This window comes from Youhaiella tibetensis, assembly GCF_008000755.1.
GTDB lineage: Bacteria > Pseudomonadota > Alphaproteobacteria > Rhizobiales > Devosiaceae > Paradevosia > Paradevosia tibetensis.
This window is the reverse complement of sequence record NZ_CP041690.1, coordinates 3,384,628-3,402,340: the sequence shown is the minus strand read 5'-3', so window position 1 is coordinate 3,402,340 and position 17,713 is coordinate 3,384,628. Positions and strand designations below refer to the sequence as shown.

General features: G+C 63.2%; 24 protein-coding genes. 10 read left to right on the top strand and 14 right to left on the bottom strand.

The window, feature by feature from the left end; translation table 11 throughout:
- Positions 1–6: 6 nt before the first annotated feature.
- Positions 7–2,427 carry a putative bifunctional diguanylate cyclase/phosphodiesterase gene (locus FNA67_RS16675; RefSeq protein WP_147657076.1) on the top strand — a complete coding sequence of 807 codons (2,421 nt, stop codon included), beginning with the start codon at positions 7–9 and terminating at the stop codon, positions 2,425–2,427.
- Between the two features lie 14 nt (positions 2,428–2,441).
- On the opposite strand, the gene FNA67_RS16670 is transcribed toward FNA67_RS16675, so the two are convergent.
- From FNA67_RS16670 to FNA67_RS16650, 5 genes are all read right to left on the bottom strand, one after another.
- Positions 2,442–2,762 carry a hypothetical protein gene (locus FNA67_RS16670; RefSeq protein WP_049706219.1) on the bottom strand — a complete coding sequence of 107 codons (321 nt, stop codon included), beginning with the start codon at positions 2,760–2,762 and terminating at the stop codon, positions 2,442–2,444.
- A gap of 94 nt (positions 2,763–2,856) precedes the next feature.
- On the bottom strand, positions 2,857–3,603 hold the full coding sequence (locus FNA67_RS16665; protein WP_147657074.1) for an ABC transporter permease subunit: 747 nt from the start codon (positions 3,601–3,603) through the stop codon (positions 2,857–2,859).
- Positions 3,604–3,605: 2 nt separating this feature from the next.
- Positions 3,606–4,448, bottom strand: coding sequence for an ABC transporter permease subunit (locus FNA67_RS16660; RefSeq protein ID WP_147657072.1), 843 nt, complete (start codon positions 4,446–4,448; stop codon positions 3,606–3,608).
- A 48-nt stretch (positions 4,449–4,496) separates the two neighbouring features.
- Complete coding sequence (locus tag FNA67_RS16655) at positions 4,497–5,246, bottom strand: transporter substrate-binding domain-containing protein (protein WP_147657069.1); 750 nt, start codon at positions 5,244–5,246, stop codon at positions 4,497–4,499.
- 47 nt (positions 5,247–5,293) lie between these two features.
- On the bottom strand, positions 5,294–6,112 hold the full coding sequence (locus FNA67_RS16650) for an ABC transporter ATP-binding protein (RefSeq protein WP_147657067.1): 819 nt from the start codon (positions 6,110–6,112) through the stop codon (positions 5,294–5,296).
- Positions 6,113–6,269: 157 nt separating this feature from the next.
- Between FNA67_RS16650 and FNA67_RS16645 the strand changes: the two genes are divergently transcribed.
- Positions 6,270–7,019 carry a YdcF family protein gene (locus FNA67_RS16645; RefSeq protein WP_308499087.1) on the top strand — a complete coding sequence of 250 codons (750 nt, stop codon included), beginning with the start codon at positions 6,270–6,272 and terminating at the stop codon, positions 7,017–7,019.
- A gap of 58 nt (positions 7,020–7,077) precedes the next feature.
- Here FNA67_RS16645 and FNA67_RS16640 read toward each other — a convergent pair whose 3' ends face one another.
- Together FNA67_RS16640 and FNA67_RS16635 are read right to left on the bottom strand one after the other, a co-directional pair.
- Positions 7,078–7,242 carry a DUF1328 domain-containing protein gene (locus tag FNA67_RS16640; protein ID WP_049706213.1) on the bottom strand — a complete coding sequence of 55 codons (165 nt, stop codon included), beginning with the start codon at positions 7,240–7,242 and terminating at the stop codon, positions 7,078–7,080.
- A 119-nt stretch (positions 7,243–7,361) separates the two neighbouring features.
- Entirely contained in the window at positions 7,362–8,156 is a 795-nt protein-coding gene (locus tag FNA67_RS16635) for a response regulator (RefSeq protein ID WP_147657063.1), read from the bottom strand.
- Positions 8,157–8,306: 150 nt separating this feature from the next.
- On the opposite strand from FNA67_RS16635, the gene FNA67_RS16630 reads away from it, so the two are divergent.
- Together FNA67_RS16630 and FNA67_RS16625 are read left to right on the top strand one after the other, a co-directional pair.
- Positions 8,307–8,516, top strand: coding sequence for a NepR family anti-sigma factor (locus FNA67_RS16630; RefSeq protein WP_049708099.1), 210 nt, complete (start codon positions 8,307–8,309; stop codon positions 8,514–8,516).
- Positions 8,517–8,520: 4 nt separating this feature from the next.
- Positions 8,521–9,069 (top strand): RNA polymerase sigma factor, encoded by a 549-nt coding sequence (locus FNA67_RS16625; protein ID WP_147657061.1) that lies wholly within the window; start codon positions 8,521–8,523, stop codon positions 9,067–9,069.
- On the opposite strand, the gene FNA67_RS16620 is transcribed toward FNA67_RS16625, so the two are convergent.
- On the bottom strand, positions 9,050–9,427 hold the full coding sequence (locus FNA67_RS16620; protein ID WP_147657059.1) for a response regulator: 378 nt from the start codon (positions 9,425–9,427) through the stop codon (positions 9,050–9,052). The genes FNA67_RS16625 and FNA67_RS16620 overlap by 20 nt on opposite strands.
- A 92-nt stretch (positions 9,428–9,519) precedes the next feature.
- On the opposite strand from FNA67_RS16620, the gene FNA67_RS16615 reads away from it, so the two are divergent.
- Together FNA67_RS16615 and FNA67_RS16610 are read left to right on the top strand one after the other, a co-directional pair.
- A complete protein-coding gene (locus tag FNA67_RS16615; protein WP_147657057.1) occupies positions 9,520–10,272 on the top strand; it encodes a Crp/Fnr family transcriptional regulator in 753 nt (250 codons plus the stop codon).
- 15 nt (positions 10,273–10,287) lie between these two features.
- The gene (locus tag FNA67_RS16610; protein ID WP_147657055.1) at positions 10,288–11,232 is read left to right on the top strand and encodes a diacylglycerol/lipid kinase family protein; all 945 of its coding nucleotides are present in this window, start codon (positions 10,288–10,290) and stop codon (positions 11,230–11,232) included.
- Here FNA67_RS16610 and FNA67_RS16605 read toward each other — a convergent pair.
- Positions 11,188–11,427: a hypothetical protein gene (locus tag FNA67_RS16605; RefSeq protein ID WP_049706207.1), complete on the bottom strand. Its 240-nt coding sequence runs from the start codon at positions 11,425–11,427 to the stop codon at positions 11,188–11,190. The genes FNA67_RS16610 and FNA67_RS16605 overlap by 45 nt on opposite strands.
- 216 nt (positions 11,428–11,643) lie before the next feature.
- Here FNA67_RS16605 and FNA67_RS16600 point away from each other — a divergent pair, with 216 nt between their 5' ends.
- A complete protein-coding gene (locus tag FNA67_RS16600) occupies positions 11,644–13,068 on the top strand; it encodes a sensor histidine kinase (RefSeq protein WP_170267342.1) in 1,425 nt (474 codons plus the stop codon).
- On the opposite strand, the gene FNA67_RS16595 is transcribed toward FNA67_RS16600, so the two are convergent.
- The 4 genes from FNA67_RS16595 to FNA67_RS21980 form a co-directional block, all read right to left on the bottom strand.
- Positions 13,065–13,511, bottom strand: coding sequence for a phage holin family protein (locus FNA67_RS16595; protein ID WP_049706206.1), 447 nt, complete (start codon positions 13,509–13,511; stop codon positions 13,065–13,067). The genes FNA67_RS16600 and FNA67_RS16595 overlap by 4 nt on opposite strands.
- 3 nt (positions 13,512–13,514) lie before the next feature.
- Positions 13,515–13,895: an ElaB/YgaM/YqjD family protein gene (locus FNA67_RS16590; protein WP_147657051.1), complete on the bottom strand. Its 381-nt coding sequence runs from the start codon at positions 13,893–13,895 to the stop codon at positions 13,515–13,517.
- Positions 13,896–14,069: 174 nt separating this feature from the next.
- Entirely contained in the window at positions 14,070–14,228 is a 159-nt protein-coding gene (locus tag FNA67_RS16585) for a DUF3309 family protein (protein WP_082202202.1), read from the bottom strand.
- A gap of 27 nt (positions 14,229–14,255) precedes the next feature.
- Complete coding sequence (locus tag FNA67_RS21980) at positions 14,256–14,405, bottom strand: hypothetical protein (protein WP_170267341.1); 150 nt, start codon at positions 14,403–14,405, stop codon at positions 14,256–14,258.
- A 223-nt stretch (positions 14,406–14,628) separates the two neighbouring features.
- Here FNA67_RS21980 and FNA67_RS16580 point away from each other — a divergent pair, with 223 nt between their 5' ends.
- A complete protein-coding gene (locus FNA67_RS16580; RefSeq protein ID WP_147657049.1) occupies positions 14,629–15,165 on the top strand; it encodes a hypothetical protein in 537 nt (178 codons plus the stop codon).
- Here FNA67_RS16580 and FNA67_RS16575 read toward each other — a convergent pair.
- Positions 15,157–15,351, bottom strand: coding sequence for a hypothetical protein (locus tag FNA67_RS16575; protein WP_145976777.1), 195 nt, complete (start codon positions 15,349–15,351; stop codon positions 15,157–15,159). The two genes, FNA67_RS16580 and FNA67_RS16575, sit on opposite strands and share 9 nt — an antisense overlap.
- A gap of 123 nt (positions 15,352–15,474) precedes the next feature.
- Here FNA67_RS16575 and FNA67_RS16570 point away from each other — a divergent pair, with 123 nt between their 5' ends.
- Complete coding sequence (locus FNA67_RS16570; RefSeq protein WP_147657047.1) at positions 15,475–16,398, top strand: LysR family transcriptional regulator; 924 nt, start codon at positions 15,475–15,477, stop codon at positions 16,396–16,398.
- 152 nt (positions 16,399–16,550) lie between these two features.
- Positions 16,551–17,666: an ABC transporter substrate-binding protein gene (locus FNA67_RS16565; protein WP_371874371.1), complete on the top strand. Its 1,116-nt coding sequence runs from the start codon at positions 16,551–16,553 to the stop codon at positions 17,664–17,666.
- Positions 17,667–17,713 lie beyond the last annotated feature (47 nt).

Below are 17,713 nucleotides of genomic sequence, written 5' to 3'. Positions count from 1 at the left end.
GCCCCCATGGGAAATGGGGTTCGGGCAGGAGTATCGGCGTTTTTCGGTCGGGTCGAAGCAACGATCGACCGGATAGTTGGTGCCGATCATCTCAAACCTCACATCCGCCAGCAATTGCTGGGTGAGCAGCTTCGCACCGTCGTTCAGATGGCGCCGCTGCTCTTGGCGGCGGTCTTGATTACATCGATCGTCTTCCTGGTCGTGACGGCCGGTACGCCCGCTTTCGATCCGGTCTTCTGGTGGGCGGTGACTGCCGTCTCCTATTACAGTTTCGCCTCGCTTGTCTGGTGGCGCGACCGCAAGGGGCCGCGCCACATCCTTTCGATACCGACGACCGTCAAGTTCGCCGTCGCCGGATGCTTCGTATCCGGGACGCTCTGGGGGATCGTCGCCAATATCCTGCCGATCGAAGTGCCCGCTATTCGCGCTGCGGCCATTATCGGGATTGGCGGGATGCTGTTCATCTCCATGCTTTCGCTGGTCAATTTGCCGCTGGGTGCGATTGCGCTTGTCGTGCCTCTGGCCGTGGGGGCAACCGTGGCGGTGATGCGCCTGGGCATGGCGGAGTTCTGGGTGCAGACCGTGCTCCTCGCGGCGTTCATCATCGTGATGCTCGCCATGTCCGTGCGCCACGCGCGCGCTTTCGTTCAGCATCGGGCCTCGCGCAGTCAGGTCGACGAGAAGAAGGAGATCATTGGCCTGCTCCTCAAGGAGTTCGAGGCCACGGCCTCCGACTGGGTCTGGGGGTTCGACAGGGAAGGGCGCATCGATAATGTGTCCAAGGGGTTTACGGCGGCTACCGGACTGCCGGCAGCGGACCTGATCGGCGCCGACTTCGTGCACTTCCTGCAATGCATATCGCCGCCCAATGACACCCTGATGGCGCAACTGGCGCGCGATTTCGAGGCAGGCGAGAGCTTTGCCGATGTCGAACTGTGCGTCACGGCGGGAGGCGAGCAGCGCTGGTGGCGATTGAGCGGCAAGCCCATTCGGGACCACAAGAACGAGTATGTGGGCTATGTAGGGACTGTCACGGACGTCTCCGCGCGCAAGGCAGCCGAAAAGCAGATGACGGCGCTGGCGCATAACGACACGCTGACCGGCCTTCTCAACCGGGCCAAGCTTTCCGAGCATCTGGGGTTGTGCGTTTCGAGGCTAAGCCGATACGGCGCACCGTTCGCACTACTCTATCTCGATCTCGACCAGTTCAAGACGGTCAATGACAGCCGCGGGCATATGTTCGGCGACAGGCTTCTCATCCAGGTGGCCGGCCGCATCGAGGCGGCGCTGCGCGAGAGCGATATCGCCGCGCGGCTGGGAGGCGACGAGTTCGCGATCATCCTCTCCAACGACTGTGCACCGGACATGTGTGCCTCGGTAGCCGCGCGGCTTATCGAAAGCATCAAGCGGCCCTTCGAGATCGATGGGGAGACGATCACCATCGGCGCCAGCATCGGGATCGCCGTGGCGCCTGCCAACGGTTCGGGGCCCGAGGAGCTTCTGCGCAATGCCGATATGGCTCTCTACCGGGCAAAGGCCGATGGTCGGGGCGCCTTCCGGTTCTTCGAGTCCCACATGGATAGGGAAGAGCGCGAGCGCAAAGCGCTCGAGGCCGAACTACGCGAAGCGCTGGCGGAAGGGCAACTGGTGCTGCACTACCAGCCGCTCGTTTCGGCCGTGGACAAGCAACCGATGGGGTTCGAGGCTCTCATTCGCTGGCAGCATCCGATCAAGGGGGTGATCCTGCCCAGCGCGTTCATCCCCATTGCCGAGCAGAACGGCCAGATCGTCGAAATCGGCGACTGGACGATCGATCGTGCGTGCCGGGCGGCGGCGAGCTGGCCGGCTGATCTTACGGTCTCGGTCAATCTGTCGGCGCGCCATTTCCGCGATTCAGATATTGCGGGTTCCGTCCGCCGGGCGCTCACCGTCTCCGGGCTCAAGCCCGACCGGCTCGAGATCGAGGTGACAGAGGCGCTGCTGGTCGATGACCTGGATGCCGTGCTGGTCAAGCTCGGGGAGTTGCGCGAGCTGGGCGTCACCATCGCGCTCGACGATTTCGGCACCGGCTATTCGAGCCTGGCCTATCTGCTCAAGTTCGCCTTCGACAAGATCAAGATAGACCATTCCCTCATCGAGGCCGCGCCGCGCGATCCGGTGGCGAGGGATCTGTTGCGGGCAATCGCCTCGATCGGACGGACCCTGAAGCTGCGGATGACGGCGGAGGGCGTCGAGACGCTCGAACAGGCCGAGTTCATCAGTGAGATGCTGTTCTTCCAGCTCCAGGGTTTCCACTTCGCCAAGCCCCTGGATTCCATCGGGCTGGCGCACTACCTGCTGACGCAGGTCAGAAGCCGGGCCGGCGACGTGCGGCGCGAGGCAGAGGATGCCATTGCCGGACGCGTGGTCAGGCAGGCGGAGGCGTGAGGCCTACGCGCTTCTCAACACGCTGAAATCGAAGTGTGCGAGGCGGCCGGGTGGTGGATCCGGCGTGCGGGCTCGCAGTGCATGACCCAGTCGTGGCCATCGAGTAGACCGCCGTCGAGGGATGTGCCGTCCTCGTTGAAGCGCACGGCCCGATAGTCATCGAGCAAGCGTTGGCGCATGTCCCCGGGGATGGCGGAGCGATCGTGCCAAGGCGAGCGGTAGATGATACCGCGAACCTGGCTTTCGGCCAGCCCGGTCCAACAGGCAATCGTCTGCTTGGAGCAGCCGCTCAACCAGAGCACATAGGTGCAGTACTTCGCTTTGTCGCTGTGCATGCGCTGTCGGCGCCCCCTGGCCGATGCCCATCGTTAAGCGAAATTAACAGGAGTTAACGCGCGTCGTCATCAATCAAATGGACGATAAGAACAGTTATCCCAACCATCTTGGCTTGAAGACGATCTTTTGCCGCTGCGGCATGTGCCGCGTCATGCGCCTGTAAATCAGGCCGAAGACGTAAAAGATCACCAGCGAAATGGCCAGGAAGTAGAGCGCGGCGACGGAGAAATGCAGGAAGGCATTGTAATCCTTCTGGAAAAGCTCGCCGGCCTTGTTCATCAGGTCCTTCTGGTCATCGATCACCGGCAGCGTGAAATAGACGAGGGCCGTAGCGTGGAAAAGGAACACCACCTCGTTGGTGTAGGCCGGCCAGGCTATGCGAATCAGATGCGGCCAGATGACCGAGCGGAACTGCTGGCCGCGACTCATGCCGAAGGCGCGCGCCGCCTCGACCTCGCCCCTGGGCACCGTCAGCAGGGCGCCGTGGAAGATCTCGGCGGCATAGGCGGTGGTGTTCAGCGCCAGGATCGCAGGTCCCATGAACAGGGGATGGAGCACGAGCCAGTCGATGCCCAGCGGCTTCCAGAGCGTCAGGTTCAGCGCCAGCGCGATGGAATAGAACATGAAGAGCTGGATGAAGAAGGGCGAGCCGCGGAAGATATAGATGTAGCCCCGACAGAACCGCGAGACGAGCGGGTTGGAAGAGGCTTTCCCGAGGGCCATGAAGACTGCGCCGACGAAGCCGATGGGGATCGAAGCGGCAGCGAAGTAGATGTTGAAGAGGGCCGGCTTGGCCAGCAGGCCCAGGTCGGTAAGGAGGGGGGCGAAGAACCAGTCCACCGTCAGCCCTCCACACTGATCATGCCGCGACCGGCGCGCCGCCGCAGGGCGGCGAAGCCCTTCTCGGAAACGAAGGTCAGGATAATGTAGAAGACCAGCAGCACCAGATAGTAGCGCCAGCGCCAATCGGGGTGCATGAGCCCGGCCGTGGGCACGAAATTCGGGGCGCCCAGGCTATTGGCCCAGCGTACGATATCGGTGATCTGGACCAGCGAAAGCAGCGAGGTCGACTTGATCAGCAGCATCCAGACGTTGGAGAGCCCGGGGAGCGCGTAGATCCACATCTGCCGGATACGGATGCGCCAGTTGACCTGGGACTCCGACATGCCGAAGGCGCGCGCCGCTTCGATCTGCCCCGGCGGCACCGAGTGCATGGCCCCGAAGATGACGTTGGCGGTGAATGCTCCGTAGACGATGCCCAGCGATACCGAGGCGAGCACGAGGTATTCGAAGGTATTGAAATGCAGGTTGGCCGCGGGGCAGGGCGGCCAGAGGGTGGCGGTGGCGATCTCCTCGGCCGAACAGGCCGACCGGCTGATGATCCACTCCACCGTCTGCTCGAAGGCGAGCGGGAAGAAGATGAAGAAGAGCACGTCCGGTATGCCGCGCGTCATGTTTGTGTAGGCCATGCCCAAGAGCCGCACCGGCACGAAGCGTGAATTGCGCAGCGTCGCGCCCGCCAGCCCCATGGCCAGCGCCACGGCGGCGCCGGCGACGGCGGCGAACAACGTGAACTGCACGCTGGCGTACCAGGCCAGGTGCTTGCCGTTCGTCAGATAGCCGAGCCAGAACAGGATGTCGTTGCCCAGGAAATCCTGGAGCCATTGCGGCAGGAGATCGGTCATCGCGGAGCCAGTGCCGGGCAGGCCCGAGGGCCCGCCCGGAAAAGCGGCTTACTTCTTGTAGAACGGGCCCTTGCCCGGGAACCACTTGGCGATCAGCGCGTCGATGGTGCCATCGGCCTTGGCGGCCTCGAGGGCGGTGTTGAGCTTGTCCTTGAGCTCGGTGTCGCCCTTGCGCAGGCCGATACCGTAGCCCTCGCCGATCGAGACTTCCGGACCGGCATAGACGATCGCGCCGTTCGAAGCAGAGACGATCGGGTCGAGGTAGGGGCCGTCGGCGAGAACGATGTCGAGGTTGCCGCCGGCCAGGTCGGCCATGGCCTGGTCATAGGTGGCGTAGGACTGGATGGTGTTGCCGTTCTTGAGGTTGGCTTCGGCATAGGCAGCCTGGATGGTGCCGCCCTGAACGCCGATCTTGACGCCGCTGAGGGCGTTGAAATCGAAGTTGGCGCCGGCATTGGTCACGTAGCGGGACGGATCGGGCGGGTAGTAGGCCTCCGAGAAGTCGATGGTCTGCTTGCGCTCGTCGGTGATCGACATGGCGGCCACAATGGCATCGTAGTTGCCCGCCACCAGATTCGAGATGATCGTATCCCACTCGTTGGCGACCCAGGTGCATTCCAGGCCCGCGCGCTTGCACAGCTCGGTGCCGACATCGACGTCATAGCCTGCGGGCTTGCCGGAATCGTCAAGGAAGTTCCAGGGCGCGTAGGCAGCTTCGGTACCCATGCGGACGGTCTGAGCGTTGGCAGCGCCGGAGAGCGCCAGGAGCGCCGCGGCCGCGAGAAGTAGCTTCTTCATGTCTGTCACTTTCTGACTTAGGGATTCTTGTTCTGGTTCTTTCTCGCTCAGCCGTGACCGGCCGCGCTGAGAAACTGCTTGAGACGCGCGGACTTGGTGGCGTTGAAGACTTCCTCGACGGTGCCGATCTCCTCGATCAGCCCCTGGTGCAGGAAGACGACGCGGTCCGAGACCTCGCGGGCGAATTTCATGTCATGGGTAACCAGGATCATGGTCGATCCTTCGTCGGCCAGCAGCTTGATCACCCGCAGCACTTCGCCCTCGAGTTCCGGGTCGAGTGCCGATGTCGGTTCGTCGAACAGCATTACCTTGGGATTGATGCACAGGGCGCGCGCGATGGCGGCGCGCTGCTGCTGCCCTCCGGAAAGCTGGGAAGGATAGCTGTCCGCCTTGCTCCTGATGCCGACCTTGTCGAGCAGGGCAAGCGCCTGGGCGTGCACCTCGTCGCGATCGCGCTTCTGCACGCGGACAGGAGCCTCCATCACGTTCTCTATGATGGACATGTGGCTCCACAGGTTAAACGACTGGAACACCATGCCGAGTTCGGAGCGGATACGCCGCATTTGCTGCTCGCTGGCGGGATGGCGATGCGGGGGCGTGCCCGCGAGGTCGATGACCTCGCCGTCGATGGCGACGGTTCCGCGGTCGGGCACCTCTAGCATGTTGATGCAACGCAGCAGCGTAGACTTGCCCGAGCCTGACGAGCCGATCAGCGAAATGACTTCGCCCTGGCGTGCGGCAAGAGAAATACCCTTGAGAACTTCAAGCGAGCCAAAGGATTTGTGCAAGTCATCTAGTTCGATGACCGGCTTTTTTTCGTTGCCGGGCGTCACGCTGGGTGTCGCGGAATAATCAACGCTTGTCATTGAATCCTGTTGGCCCCTCGGCGCGCCAGCAAAGCAGAACGCACGCAGATAGCAAGAGGGAAAGTCCGTTCCCTGCTTTCGTGCCGGACGCCGCTCGGCTATTCGTCTGGGCATGTTCTTCATGCTCTCAAAAGTTCTTTGGCTGGTGGCGCAACCCTTGTCACTGGTTTTTCTGCTGATTTTGGCTGGAATTCTCGCCTATTGGCGCAATTGGCGCCGGCTCGGAGCGGGCCTGTCGCTGGGGGCGCTGGTCCTGCTTGGCCTGTTCGCCTTCACGACCCTGGGAGCCTTGCTGATCGCTCCCCTGGAGAACCGGTTCGCGCGGCCCGCGACAGCACCCGACGACGTCGGCGTCATCCTGGTGCTGGGGGGCGGCTTCGGAGGTGTGGTGAGCCTGGCGCGGGGCAACGAGGAATTGCGCGATTCCGGTGACCGGTTCGTGGAAGCCCTCTATCTCGCCAATCGGTACCCAAACGCAAAGATCGTGGTGACTGGCGGGGTAGGCAATCCTTTCCAACCCGGGGAAACGGACGCCGATATTGCGCGACGGTTCTACCAGCGCCTGGGCGTGCCGGCGGACCGTCTGGTGTTCGAGGGGGAATCCCGCAACACCGCCGAAAATGTCGAGTTCACCAAATCTCTCCTCGAGGTGGCGCCAGGCCAATCCGTACTGCTGGTGACGTCGGCCTTCCATATGCCGCGTTCGATGGGGATCTTCCGCCAGGCGGGTGTCGATGTCGTGCCGTGGCCCGTCGATTATCGGGCCGTGCCCGAGCCGGGCTTTGGTCTCGAACTCGCCGAGCCGTCCTTCAACGTCAATACGGCCTCCGTGGCCATCAAGGAGTGGATCGGGCTGCTCGCCTATTACTGGAGCGGCCGCACCGACGCGCTCTTTCCTGCTCCATGAAGAAGGCGGCTCCAACGAGAGTTGAAGCCGCCTGGATGGACGAGGTTCGGGTCTGCGCCTAAGTTCGCCTGATCAGGCCCACGACCACCGAGATCAGCAGCAGAGCCAGGAACAGGAAGAAGAGGATCTGGGCGATACCCGTGGCCGCGCCGGCGATGCCGCCGAAACCAAGGACGCCGGCGACCAGTGCAATGACGAGGAAGACCAGTGCGTAATAGAGCATTTTTGAGGCTCCTTTGTTCTTTCGTACCGGTTGATCAACGCCTCTGAGCGCTGGCCAGTTCCCAAATACAAAGGGCCGGGATGCGACCCGGCCCTTTGAAATCTCTCGGTAAATGGCGGTCAGGCTGCGGCGCGCGAGCCTTCGTTGAAGAAGAGCGCCTGGCTGATGAGCGCCTTGACCATGTCGGGGTTGAACGGCTTGGTGACGAGGAACGTGGGTTCCGGTCGTTCACCGGTCAGCAACCGCTCGGGGAACGCTGTGATGAAGATCACCGGGACCGAGTGGCTGTTGAGGATTTCGTTGACCGCGTCGATGCCCGAGGAGCCGTCGGCAAGCTGGATATCCGCCAGGATCATCTTGGGCTGGTTCTTGGCGAACTGCGCCACGGCCTCGCGGTGCGTGCGGGCAATGCCGACCACGTTGTGACCGAGGCTCTCGACCAGTTGTTCGATATCCATGGCGATGAGTGGTTCATCCTCGATGATCAGGATGTCGGTCGCCACCTGGCGCGAAATCTCGATGGAAGCCTCTTCGAGCAGGGACTCGAATTCCTCGGGGCTGACGCCCAGGATTTCGGCAGCCTCGTCGTGGGTGAAGCCTTCGACGGAAACGAGAAGGAATGCCTGGCGCGGAACGGGCGCAAGAGCCGCGAGGTTCATCGCTGCCGTCTGTTCCCAGGCCAGCGAGGAGGCCGGTTCGGGCACCTTTACGTCGGTGGCTGAAAAGAGGGCCGAAAACAGCTTGTAGAGTGCGATTCTGTCATTACTGGCCTCTGGAAAGATGGATGTGTCTCCGATCAGTGCCTCGAGGGTGGCGGCCACATAGGCATCGCCCGAAGATTGCGATCCCGTGGTCGCGCGCGAGAAGCGCCGCAAGTAAGGAAGGTGCGGTGCGATCCGCGTTGAAAGCGTCATTCTAATGATCTCCCCGATCGCGCTTTGGTCCTTAATGCGGGGTAAAACGTGTGATGCTGCAAACTCGTTCCGCAAAAGTTGGAACTTTTTTTGATCGAGCGCATTTTGGATCGCACAGGCGAATATAAATAGACGGTCAGGGCAATGATTATGAAGGAAAAGGGCTCGACACGGGCACAAGGCCGCGTGCGGTATGGCCAGGTGGACGACGGGCTCGGTCCAAACACCGATATCGGGGCTCGGTTGCGCTCGCTCTACGGGGCTGTGCAGGACGAGGGCATACCGACCAAGTTGCTGGATTTGCTGGAGCAGCTCGATCAGGCTGAGACCCGGCAGAAGAAGATCCCTCAGGGGGAATGACGGCATGACCGCTCCCGAACTGTCTTTCAAGCGTGAGTTGCTGGCAACGCTGCCGAGCCTTCGTGCTTTTGCAGTGTCCCTTGCCGGGCGGCACGACCGTGCCGACGACCTGGTGCAGGACACTGTTCTCAAGGCATGGGCCAAGCAGGAGAGCTTCGCGCTCGGCACCAATATCAAGGCGTGGCTCTTCACCATCCTGCGCAACGAATTTTACAGCCAGATGCGCAAGCGCGGCCGCGAAGTTCAGGACGTCGACGGCGTCTTCACCGACCGGCTATCCGTGCATCCGAGCCAGTACGGCTCGATGGACATGCAGGACTTCAAGAAGGCGCTCGATCGTTTGCCGGACGATCAACGCGAGGCGCTGATCCTGATCGGCGCGTCCGGGTTCTCATATGAAGAGGCCGCCGAAATCTGCGACTGCGCCATCGGAACCATGAAGAGCCGTGTCAGCCGGGCGCGTGCCAGGCTTCAGGAAATGCTCGAGATTTCCGGGGAAGCCGACTTCGGACCTGACGCCGTTTCCTCCCAGGTCATGACTCACAATCTCTGACGGGCTGCGGTTGCAGGCACGCCCGCAAAAGCTCCTCGGCGATGAAGGGCTTTATCACCGTGGCCAGTCCGGGATGCCCGGGATGGCCATGGCGGTGGGTGGCGTCGAAGGACGTGAGGACGACGGCGACGCCGCTTGCATCCAGTTTGGAGACCAGGGCTTCGGCCGTGGGGCTGGAATCGGGGACCTGCACGACGGCGATGTCGAAGTCGGCAAACTGGTCGGCGAGGGCCAGCGCCTCTTCAGTCGAGCGGGCAAAGGTGGTCTTGGCCACGTTGCCGGATTCCAGGATGTGTTGAATGTCGATGGCGACGAGGAACTCCTCTTCGACAACGAGGAGACGCTTTCCGCGGAGCATGCTGCAAGTCCCTTGTTCGCAATGGGTGACTATGGAGCGCGTCGCGGGGCAGCGTCATTTAACTAAGACATGTGGTGGATCGGGAGACGCGGTTGAATCGGACGCCATCAACGACCCGGCAAGTGGCCTGCGAGCAATGCCCGTTGCGCGCCCTCCCGCACTTTCGCAACTTCACCGACACCGAGCTCAAATTCGTTTCCAGTTTCAAGACCGGCGAACTGGTGGCCGAAGCAGGAGCCGTGATTCTCTCAGAGGGGGCGCACAGCGCACACCTCTTCACGCTGCTCTCCGGATGGGCTTTCCGCTACAAGACCCTCGAGGATGGGCGCCGGCAAATCCTCAACTACCTGGTGCCGGGCGATCTCGTGGGGTTGCAGGGGTCGGTGCTGGGCGAGATGGAGCATTCCGTGGAAACGCTTGCGCCGTCCGCGTTCTGCATCTTTCAGCGCAGCCGCCTGCCGCAACTGTTCCGGAACCATCCTGGCCTGGGGTTCGATGTGACCTGGCTCGCCTCGCGTGAAGAACGCATGTTGGACGAGAACCTGCTCAGCGTTGGCCGGCGCACGGCGCTCGAGCGGGCGTCCTATCTTCTGGCCTTCATTCACGAGCGCGCGCGTTCGGTCCTCGCGCCGCCGCCCGCGCGGCTGTTGATCCCCATCACGCAGCAGCACGTAGCCGATACGCTCGGGCTTTCTATCGTCCACACCAATAAAACCTTGCGCAAGCTGGCGGCCCGCAATCTCATCAAATGGCACGATCGGGCATGCGAGGTGCTCGATGTCGAGGAACTCAAGGCAATCGCGGGATGGGACGGCCTGCCGGAGGGGCCGAGACCCCTTATCTGACCCAGGAGGTCTGGCTTGCATTTCGTCGGCATCTTCAACAGGGACGGTGGCACCTTCAAGACCACGGACATGGAGGCGTTCTGCCAGGAGGCGCGCGCCATTTTCGCCCGGCACGGCCACACCCTTGATTGCCGGATCGTGGCGGGCCGCGAGGTTTCCGACGCACTCTCAGAGGCCGCGGGCGAGGGAGAAGTCGACGTTCTTCTCGCAGGCGGCGGGGACGGCACGATCTCGACGGCCGCCGCGGTGGCCTTCCGCACCGGGGTGCCGCTGGCGGTCCTGCCGGCCGGGACCATGAACCTTTTCGCGCGCACACTCGGTATTCCGCTCGTCCTGACCGATGCCCTCGAGGCGCTGGCGGCCGGGGAGTTCGGCAAGGCCGATATTGCAACGGCGAATGGCCAGGCCTTCGTGCATCAGTTCGGGGTCGGCGTCCACGCGCGCCTGGTGCGCATCCGCGACGGGCTGACCTATCACAGCCGGATCGGAAAGATGGCGGCCAGCGTGCGGGCGGTCGGCGCCACGATCATCCGCCCGCCGCGGTTCCTCGCCGAAGTGCAAACGCCCAGAGGCGTCGAGCGATGGGAGGCGGCGGGAATCGAAGTCTCCAACAACCCGGTGGGCGACTGGCACATTCCCTATGCCGACACGCATGATCGTGGCGTTCTCGGGGTCTATATCGCCAAGCCGATGTCCGAATGGACGCTCGCCAAGCTTCTGGTGGCCGTCCTGTTCGGGCGCTGGCGCACGCATCCGGATGTCTCGGAGCGCGAAGTGCGCGAAGTGACGCTGAGCTTTCCCAAGCGCAAGCGGTCGGCCAATGCCGTTATCGATGGCGAGTTGATTCCACTCGACGAGCGGATCGAACTCAAGATCCACCCTGGCGCGCTGGTCGTGGTGGTGCCGCCGCGCCAGCTAGAGCGAAGCGGGACCCTGGTCGACGGCGGTCTCGCCCAGTGACATCAAGGCGCGTTCGATGGCACGCAATTCCTCTCCGTCATCGGGCCGGTCAGGCTCGAGACCTTCGGTGCCGCCACGCTGCTTGGCCAGGGCATCGGCCTCGAGCTGGCGCAGCCTTGCGACCTTGCTCTGCCTGCTCAGCGAGGCGTCACCGAGAACGCTTGCGATGGCTTCGTTGACACCAGGTTCAGGCATGACGACATCCTCGTTCAGACTTCGTTCATCTTAGCGCGCCAGACCTTTTGTGGAAATAAGGCGGAACCATGGACGCGGTGAAGCGTTTGGGCCGTGTTTGGGGGCGCTTATGAAGAAAACGAACCTGTGGTAACACCTGCCATACGGTCACTGCCGGAACAGATCAGGCAAGCCGTTGAAAACGAGAACCGTCGCAGCGCACTTGCGGCGCTATCCGTGCTGGAAGCAGACGCAGACACCGATCTGGACCGGCTGACCCGACTGGGGGCACGAGCGCTAGGCGCATCCCTGGCCTATCTGGGCATAGTGGGGCCCGATGGGCTGCAGGTGCGCGCGGCTTATGGCCTTGACGTGTCACGCTGGACGCATGCGTATGGGCTTTCGCCCGCCGCCTATGCCATTGCGGATGAAGCCCCTTTTCTGCTGGTGGCCGACGCCGTCGGCGATGCCCGCTTTTCCAGCGACGCCATCGTCAGGGACGAGCCGGCGGTGCGCTCTTTCCTGGCCTACCCAGTAACCGTGCGGGGGCAGCGGGTCGGCGCACTTTGCGTGCTTTCGCAAGAGCCGGGCCTGGCGCCCGACGCCGATCAGATCGGGCAGCTCAACGATATTGCCGACCTCATGGGCTCCTGCTTCGAACTGAAGCACGAGGCGCGGGCGAGCGCGCGAACGGCTGCGGCGCTCACCCGGGAGGAGTGGCGGCATGCCCTTACGCTCGAGGCGGGCCAGGTGGGCAGCTGGGTCTGGGACCTGCGAACCGACGAGATGGTCGTAAACGACATCCTGCGCGCCATGTTCGGACTCGAAGGGGTGCGCAATATCTCAGCGCAGGCCTTGATCGAAAAGATACACCCCGATGACCGGGAGGGAGTCGACAAGGCAATCCAGGCTTCGTTCGGCGAGGGGGTCGACTATCATGCCGAGTTCCGGGTGCTCGGTACCGATCGCTGGCTGGTGGCGCGCGGGCGCGTCTATCAGCGCGATGGGGCCGGCAAGCCACTGGTGATGATGGGCATCAATCTCGACGTGACCGAGACGCGGGAAGCCGCCGAGCACCAGCGCCTGCTGCTGCTCGAGCTCAACCATCGGGTCAAGAATACCCTGGCCATGATTCAATCGCTGGCGCGCCAGACGATGCGGCGCAGCCCGGATCCCGAGGCGTTCATTCATGCCTTTTCCGGCAGGCTCAGGGCACTTTCGGATTCGCACGCCGCGTTGTCCGACCGGGACTGGTCCGGCATCGGCATGGAAGAACTCATCTACATGCAGATGGGCGACCAGCTCGAACACGATACCGACCGCCTCCGCCTGGCGGGGCCGGAGGTGGCGTTGCCGCCCGATCATGCCCTTGGCCTCGGCATCATCCTGAACGAGCTGATGTCCAATGCCTTGCGGTTCGGGGCCCTAAGTGTGCCCAACGGCCGGGTGGACGTCACCTGGACGGTCCGCAGCGGCCCGCAACGCTGGGTGGATTTGACCTGGCGCGAGAGGGGGGGGCCGGAAATCGCCGAGCCCATCGAATACGGCCTCGGCGCGCGCCTCATCGAGCGCAGCCTGGCCAAGGTCCTGGAGAGTTCGGTGGAGCTGGGCTTCCCGCCCGAAGGCGCGGAAGCCCGTATCTCGTTTCCGCTATCGGCCTAATCCTGGCTTTCGCCGGGCGGTCGCTCGTGGCGCGAAAAGAAGATCACCGCCGCCAGCGCGGCTAACGGCAGGCCGACACGCCGGATTGTCGGGGAGGAAAGGGCCATGGGGATGGCAGTGAGAGCCGCCGTGGTGATGAGGCTGTTGGCCTCGCTCTGCCGGCGGCGTTCCGCGGCGATCCGCTTGCGATTGGCTTCGGCCATGCGCGCCCAGACATAGATCACGAGCGCGATGACGATGGCCGCTCCGGCAATAGCGAGGGCACCCCAGATCGGGCCAAGCCAACCGGCCAGCCCCAGATAAGCCGCCACCAGCAGGAACGCCACGGCGATCAGGGCGAAAAAGCCGATCGCTCCGGCGACGATGGCCTGGCTCTTGGCGCGATCCACCAGCGCTTCGGCTTCGAGGCCGAAAAGCGTTGCGAACTGGGCGAACAGGTGCATGCGTTATTTCCGGGCAAGCAGGGCCAGGATGAAACCGATGCCGACCGCGCTAGCGACGGCAGTCAGCGGACGCTCGCGAATCGTGTCCTTGAGCTGGCGTTCGAGTTCCCCGGCCTGGCCGGAAAGATCGTCAACCATCTGCTGTCCCTGGGCCACCACTTTGCTCGCTTCGTGCTTGGCGGTTTCCTTGGCGGTCGAGACCTTGTCGTTGCCCATGCGTGCCAGGGTGGCGGCAATGGCTTTGATGTCTTCCTGAAGCTGGTTGACCATCTCTTCAAGATGTTCCTCGCGCTTGGCGAGAGCCGCGCGATTGGCTGCGCCGTTGCTGGTGCTCGCCTTGCGCTGGGTCGTGCGGTTCGGTGCTAGGTCGCCGGTGCTGGCCATAATCAATTCTCCTCGGAAAAGGCTCCCGACTAGAACGGCCACAACGGCAAAAAGTTCCCGAAAATCAAGCCACCCCGGCCGTCTGGACCGGGGTGGCGTTGCGGGCACAAGGGGGGCGACCTTGCCCGCTTGAGCGCCGACGGTTTGCAGGGACCGCCGTTGCCGCGCTCTGAACTATATGCGTCCCATCAGCAGCAAGATGAGCACCACCACAAGGATGATGCCGACGATGCCTGATGGGTAGTAACCCCAGCCCCGGCTGTAACCCCAGGTCGGCAGGGCGCCAACGAGCACCAGAATGATGATGATGAGCAGTATGGTGCCAAGGGTCATGGGACACAGTCCTTGGTCTAGGGCGGCCTAGATGGCCGCCAGCATGGTGGCGCAGGCGACGAGGATGGCGGCCGCAGGAATGATCGCGGCCATGAGCACCATCAGACGTGCACGCCGGGTGTCTTCTTGAGTGGCGAGAGCTGTCGCACCGCGCCGGATGGGGTTCGTGTCGTACATCGTCTTGCCTCCTGGCGGTCGCGCCGCCCGATGCTCTTGAGATGACGCGTCGATACGCGCTGGTGAAAAAACGGCGGCTCCGCGCGAATAGTTCCATCGTAAAATTCGAAGCGATGGTACGACCTTAGTCGTCCCCGGCTACGGCCGGGTGCAGCGATGGCCGTGGCGCCGCCCCTTGCAAGGCTGGGCGGCATGCTTACGTCCAGCACTCGAAAGGACTGGCATGAGCCAACGCCAACCTCCCCGCCGGCCTGCCTATCTGCGTGCCTTGCGCGCGTTGGCCCGGTTTGTCGTCGCCGTGGTGGTCATCGTCTACATGGCGCTGGACGAGTTGCTGTTCCCGCTGTTCCGGCCGTTCATCGGGTGGCTTTCGGGTCTGCGTATCTTCGAGTTGGTGGGCGCCATCATCGCGCGGCTGCCACCCTATGTGGTGCTTGTGCTCCTGGCGGTGCCCTTTGTCATCATCGAGCCCGCCAAGGTTTTCGCCCTCTATTGGGGCGCCACCGGCCATGTCGTTGAGGGAACGGTGCTGCTCGTTGCGGCCGAGATTCTCTCTATCTTTACGTGCGACCGCATCTACCACACCGGGCACGGCCAGCTGATGAAGATCGGCTGGTTCCGGCGGCTGATGGAGTGGCTGGTGGGACTGCGCGACAAGGCGCTGGGCTGGGTCAGGTCCACTGGCCTCTGGCAGGCCGCGGCGAAACACGTCCGGGCAGCGCGCGCCTGGCTGCGCGGCGTTATCGCGTCGCTACGCTGAGCCTTCCTCGTCGGCCTCGTCGAGCCAGGCCTCGATTTCCTCCAGGTCGGCACTGAAGTCATAGCCGACATTACCGAAGACGATCGCGAAGGTGTCGTCGTCGCGCAGCATGTAGCCACCATGGGCGTCGATCTTGGGGTTGCGCTTCTGGGCGATAAGCAGGCTCAGCCCGCGGCGCTGCGCCACCCTGCGTATCCGGCGTTCGACTGCGGCTTGGCTGTTGGCCCGGCTGCCCATGTTTGCTCCTTGCCTCGGTTGGTTCGCTTCCATAGCGATTGAGCGGCGCTTGTGCCAATGCTTTAAGTGTTCATGGCTTTCACGATCCGGCAGCTCCAGTACTTCATTGCCGTTGCCGAGCAGGGGACTGTGTCGGGTGCGGCGCAGACCTTGTCGATCAGCCAGTCGGCGGTGACCGAAGCCATCAAGGACCTCGAGCAGGACCTGGGCGTGGAACTCTTCGAGCGGCATCGGCGCGGGCTGTCGATCACCCAGAAGGGCCACCAGTTCATGCGCCACGCCACCCGCATCCTGGCCAGTGTCTCGGACGCGCGTCGCAGCTTCACCGACGAGGAGGAACCGGCTTCCGGGCTCCTGCACCTTGGCGTTACCTCGCTGGTGGCGGGCTATGTGCTTTCGGACCTGCTGGCGCGTTATCGCCGGGCCTTTCCAAGTGTGGAAGTGACGGCGATCGAGGACAATGGCGACTACCTCGAGCACCTACTGATCGGCGGCGAACTGGATGTGGCGGTGATGGTGATTTCGAACCTGCGCGACCGGGTTGCGTTGCAGGCGGAGATTTTCGAGACATCGCCCTATCGCCTCTGGCTGCCGCTCGGCCATCGCCTGGGCGGAGCCGATATCATCAACGTCGCCGACATTGCCAGCGAGCCGCTGATCATGCTCACGGTCGACGAGACAGAGGAATATACCGGCAAGCTGCTGGGGGCCCTGGGTGCCCGTCCCCACGTGGCATTTCGGACGCGGTCGGTCGAGGCGGTCCGCAGCCTCGTGGCGACGGGCGCCGGCATAGCGTTGCTACCCGACCTCATCTATCGGCCGTGGTCGCTTGAAGGGGACCGCATCGAAAGCCGGGATATTGCCGGCTCCCTGCCGGTCGTGCAGGTCGGCATGGTCTGGCGGCGCGGGTCGGCCCTGCCGCAGGCGGCACGTGACTTCATCGGCATTGCCCAGGCCCAGCACGCGCGCCAGCGCGGGCGTGTGGTATCGGAATAATCGATATTACCATTCTCTCGAATGAATTTGCGAACGGTAACCGCAGGGATACTGTTCTCTCAAGGCATTGGGCGGAGGGACGCCGGATGCCCGCCAAGGGAACGGGAGACTACGTCATGAAATCCATAATCAAGACTTCACTGGCCCTGACTATGGTAGCGGCGTTCAACGGGCAGGTGCTGGCGCAGAACGCCATGACCGCCGTGGGGGCCGGAGAGGGCGAACTCAATATCGTGGCCTGGCCGGGCTATATCGAGCGCGGCGAGTCCGACCCTGCCTATGACTGGGTGACTGGGTTCGAAAAGGCCACCGGTTGCAAGGTCAACGTCAAGACGGCAGCCACGTCCGACGAAATGGTCACGCTGATGAACCAGGGCGGGTTCGATCTCGTGACGGCTTCCGGCGATGCGTCGCTCCGCCTGGTGGCAGGCAAGAAGGTCGTGCCGGTCAATACCGATCTCATCCCGAGCTGGGCGAGCGTCGACGACAGGCTCAAGGATGGCGCCTGGTTCACCGTCGATGGCCAGCATTATGGCGTCCCTTACCAGTGGGGGCCCAATGTGCTGATGTACAACACCGATGTCTTCAGGGAAGCGCCGACCAGCTGGAACGTCGTGTTCGAGAAGATGGATTTTCCGGACGGCAAGTCCAACGAAGGCAGGGTGCAGGCCTATGACGGGCCGATCTACATCGCCGATGCCGCAAACTACCTGATGACCGCCAAGCCGGAACTGGGCATCAAGGACCCCTATGAGCTCAACGAGGATCAGTACGCCGCGGCAATCGCGCTCCTCAAGGGGCAGCGGGCACTGGTCAGCCGCTATTGGCACGACGCCGCGGTGCAGGTCGACGACTTCAAGACCGAAGGCGTCGTCGCTTCCGGCTCCTGGCCGTTCCAGGTGAACACCCTTCAGTTCGACAAGCAGCCGATCGCCTCGACTATTCCCCAGGAGGGCGCCACGGGTTGGGCCGATACAACGATGCTGGCGGCCAATGCGGCTCACCCGAACTGCGCCTATCTCTGGATCGAGCATTCCCTCGATCCCAAGGTACAGGGCGATGTCTCGGCCTGGTTCGGATCGGTGCCGGTGGTGCCAGCGGCCTGCACGGCCAGCGACTTGCTGGGACCGGAGGGCTGCAAGACCAACGGCTTCGATAATTTCGACAAGATCAAGTTCTGGAAGACGCCGACGGCGACCTGCAGCCAGGGAACCTGCGTGCCCTATTCGCGCTGGGTCTCGGACTACATCGCCGTGATGGGCGGCTGATCCGCACACCAGCCTGTCAAACGCCCTCCCCGCCGGGCGGGGAGGGT

What these genes read in the sequence shown, in the direction of transcription:
- FNA67_RS16675 (WP_147657076.1), top strand. Translation starts at nt 7, where the DNA reads ATGGGAAATGGGGTTCGGGCAGGAGTATCGGCGTTTTTCGGTCGGGTC.
- FNA67_RS21980 (WP_170267341.1), bottom strand. Translation starts at nt 14,405, where the DNA reads ATGTACGACACGAACCCCATCCGGCGCGGTGCGACAGCTCTCGCCACT.
- FNA67_RS16670 (WP_049706219.1), bottom strand. Translation starts at nt 2,762, where the DNA reads ATGCACAGCGACAAAGCGAAGTACTGCACCTATGTGCTCTGGTTGAGC.
- FNA67_RS16565 (WP_371874371.1), top strand. Translation starts at nt 16,551, where the DNA reads ATGGTAGCGGCGTTCAACGGGCAGGTGCTGGCGCAGAACGCCATGACC.
- FNA67_RS16590 (WP_147657051.1), bottom strand. Translation starts at nt 13,895, where the DNA reads ATGGCCAGCACCGGCGACCTAGCACCGAACCGCACGACCCAGCGCAAG.
- FNA67_RS16595 (WP_049706206.1), bottom strand. Translation starts at nt 13,511, where the DNA reads ATGCACCTGTTCGCCCAGTTCGCAACGCTTTTCGGCCTCGAAGCCGAA.
- FNA67_RS16585 (WP_082202202.1), bottom strand. Translation starts at nt 14,228, where the DNA reads ATGACCCTTGGCACCATACTGCTCATCATCATCATTCTGGTGCTCGTT.
- FNA67_RS16660 (WP_147657072.1), bottom strand. Translation starts at nt 4,448, where the DNA reads ATGACCGATCTCCTGCCGCAATGGCTCCAGGATTTCCTGGGCAACGAC.
- FNA67_RS16620 (WP_147657059.1), bottom strand. Translation starts at nt 9,427, where the DNA reads ATGCTCCGCGGAAAGCGTCTCCTCGTTGTCGAAGAGGAGTTCCTCGTC.
- FNA67_RS16635 (WP_147657063.1), bottom strand. Translation starts at nt 8,156, where the DNA reads ATGACGCTTTCAACGCGGATCGCACCGCACCTTCCTTACTTGCGGCGC.
- FNA67_RS16640 (WP_049706213.1), bottom strand. Translation starts at nt 7,242, where the DNA reads ATGCTCTATTACGCACTGGTCTTCCTCGTCATTGCACTGGTCGCCGGC.
- FNA67_RS16580 (WP_147657049.1), top strand. Translation starts at nt 14,629, where the DNA reads ATGAGCCAACGCCAACCTCCCCGCCGGCCTGCCTATCTGCGTGCCTTG.
- FNA67_RS16650 (WP_147657067.1), bottom strand. Translation starts at nt 6,112, where the DNA reads ATGACAAGCGTTGATTATTCCGCGACACCCAGCGTGACGCCCGGCAAC.
- FNA67_RS16605 (WP_049706207.1), bottom strand. Translation starts at nt 11,427, where the DNA reads ATGCCTGAACCTGGTGTCAACGAAGCCATCGCAAGCGTTCTCGGTGAC.
- FNA67_RS16570 (WP_147657047.1), top strand. Translation starts at nt 15,475, where the DNA reads ATGGCTTTCACGATCCGGCAGCTCCAGTACTTCATTGCCGTTGCCGAG.
- FNA67_RS16625 (WP_147657061.1), top strand. Translation starts at nt 8,521, where the DNA reads ATGACCGCTCCCGAACTGTCTTTCAAGCGTGAGTTGCTGGCAACGCTG.
- FNA67_RS16655 (WP_147657069.1), bottom strand. Translation starts at nt 5,246, where the DNA reads ATGAAGAAGCTACTTCTCGCGGCCGCGGCGCTCCTGGCGCTCTCCGGC.
- FNA67_RS16630 (WP_049708099.1), top strand. Translation starts at nt 8,307, where the DNA reads ATGAAGGAAAAGGGCTCGACACGGGCACAAGGCCGCGTGCGGTATGGC.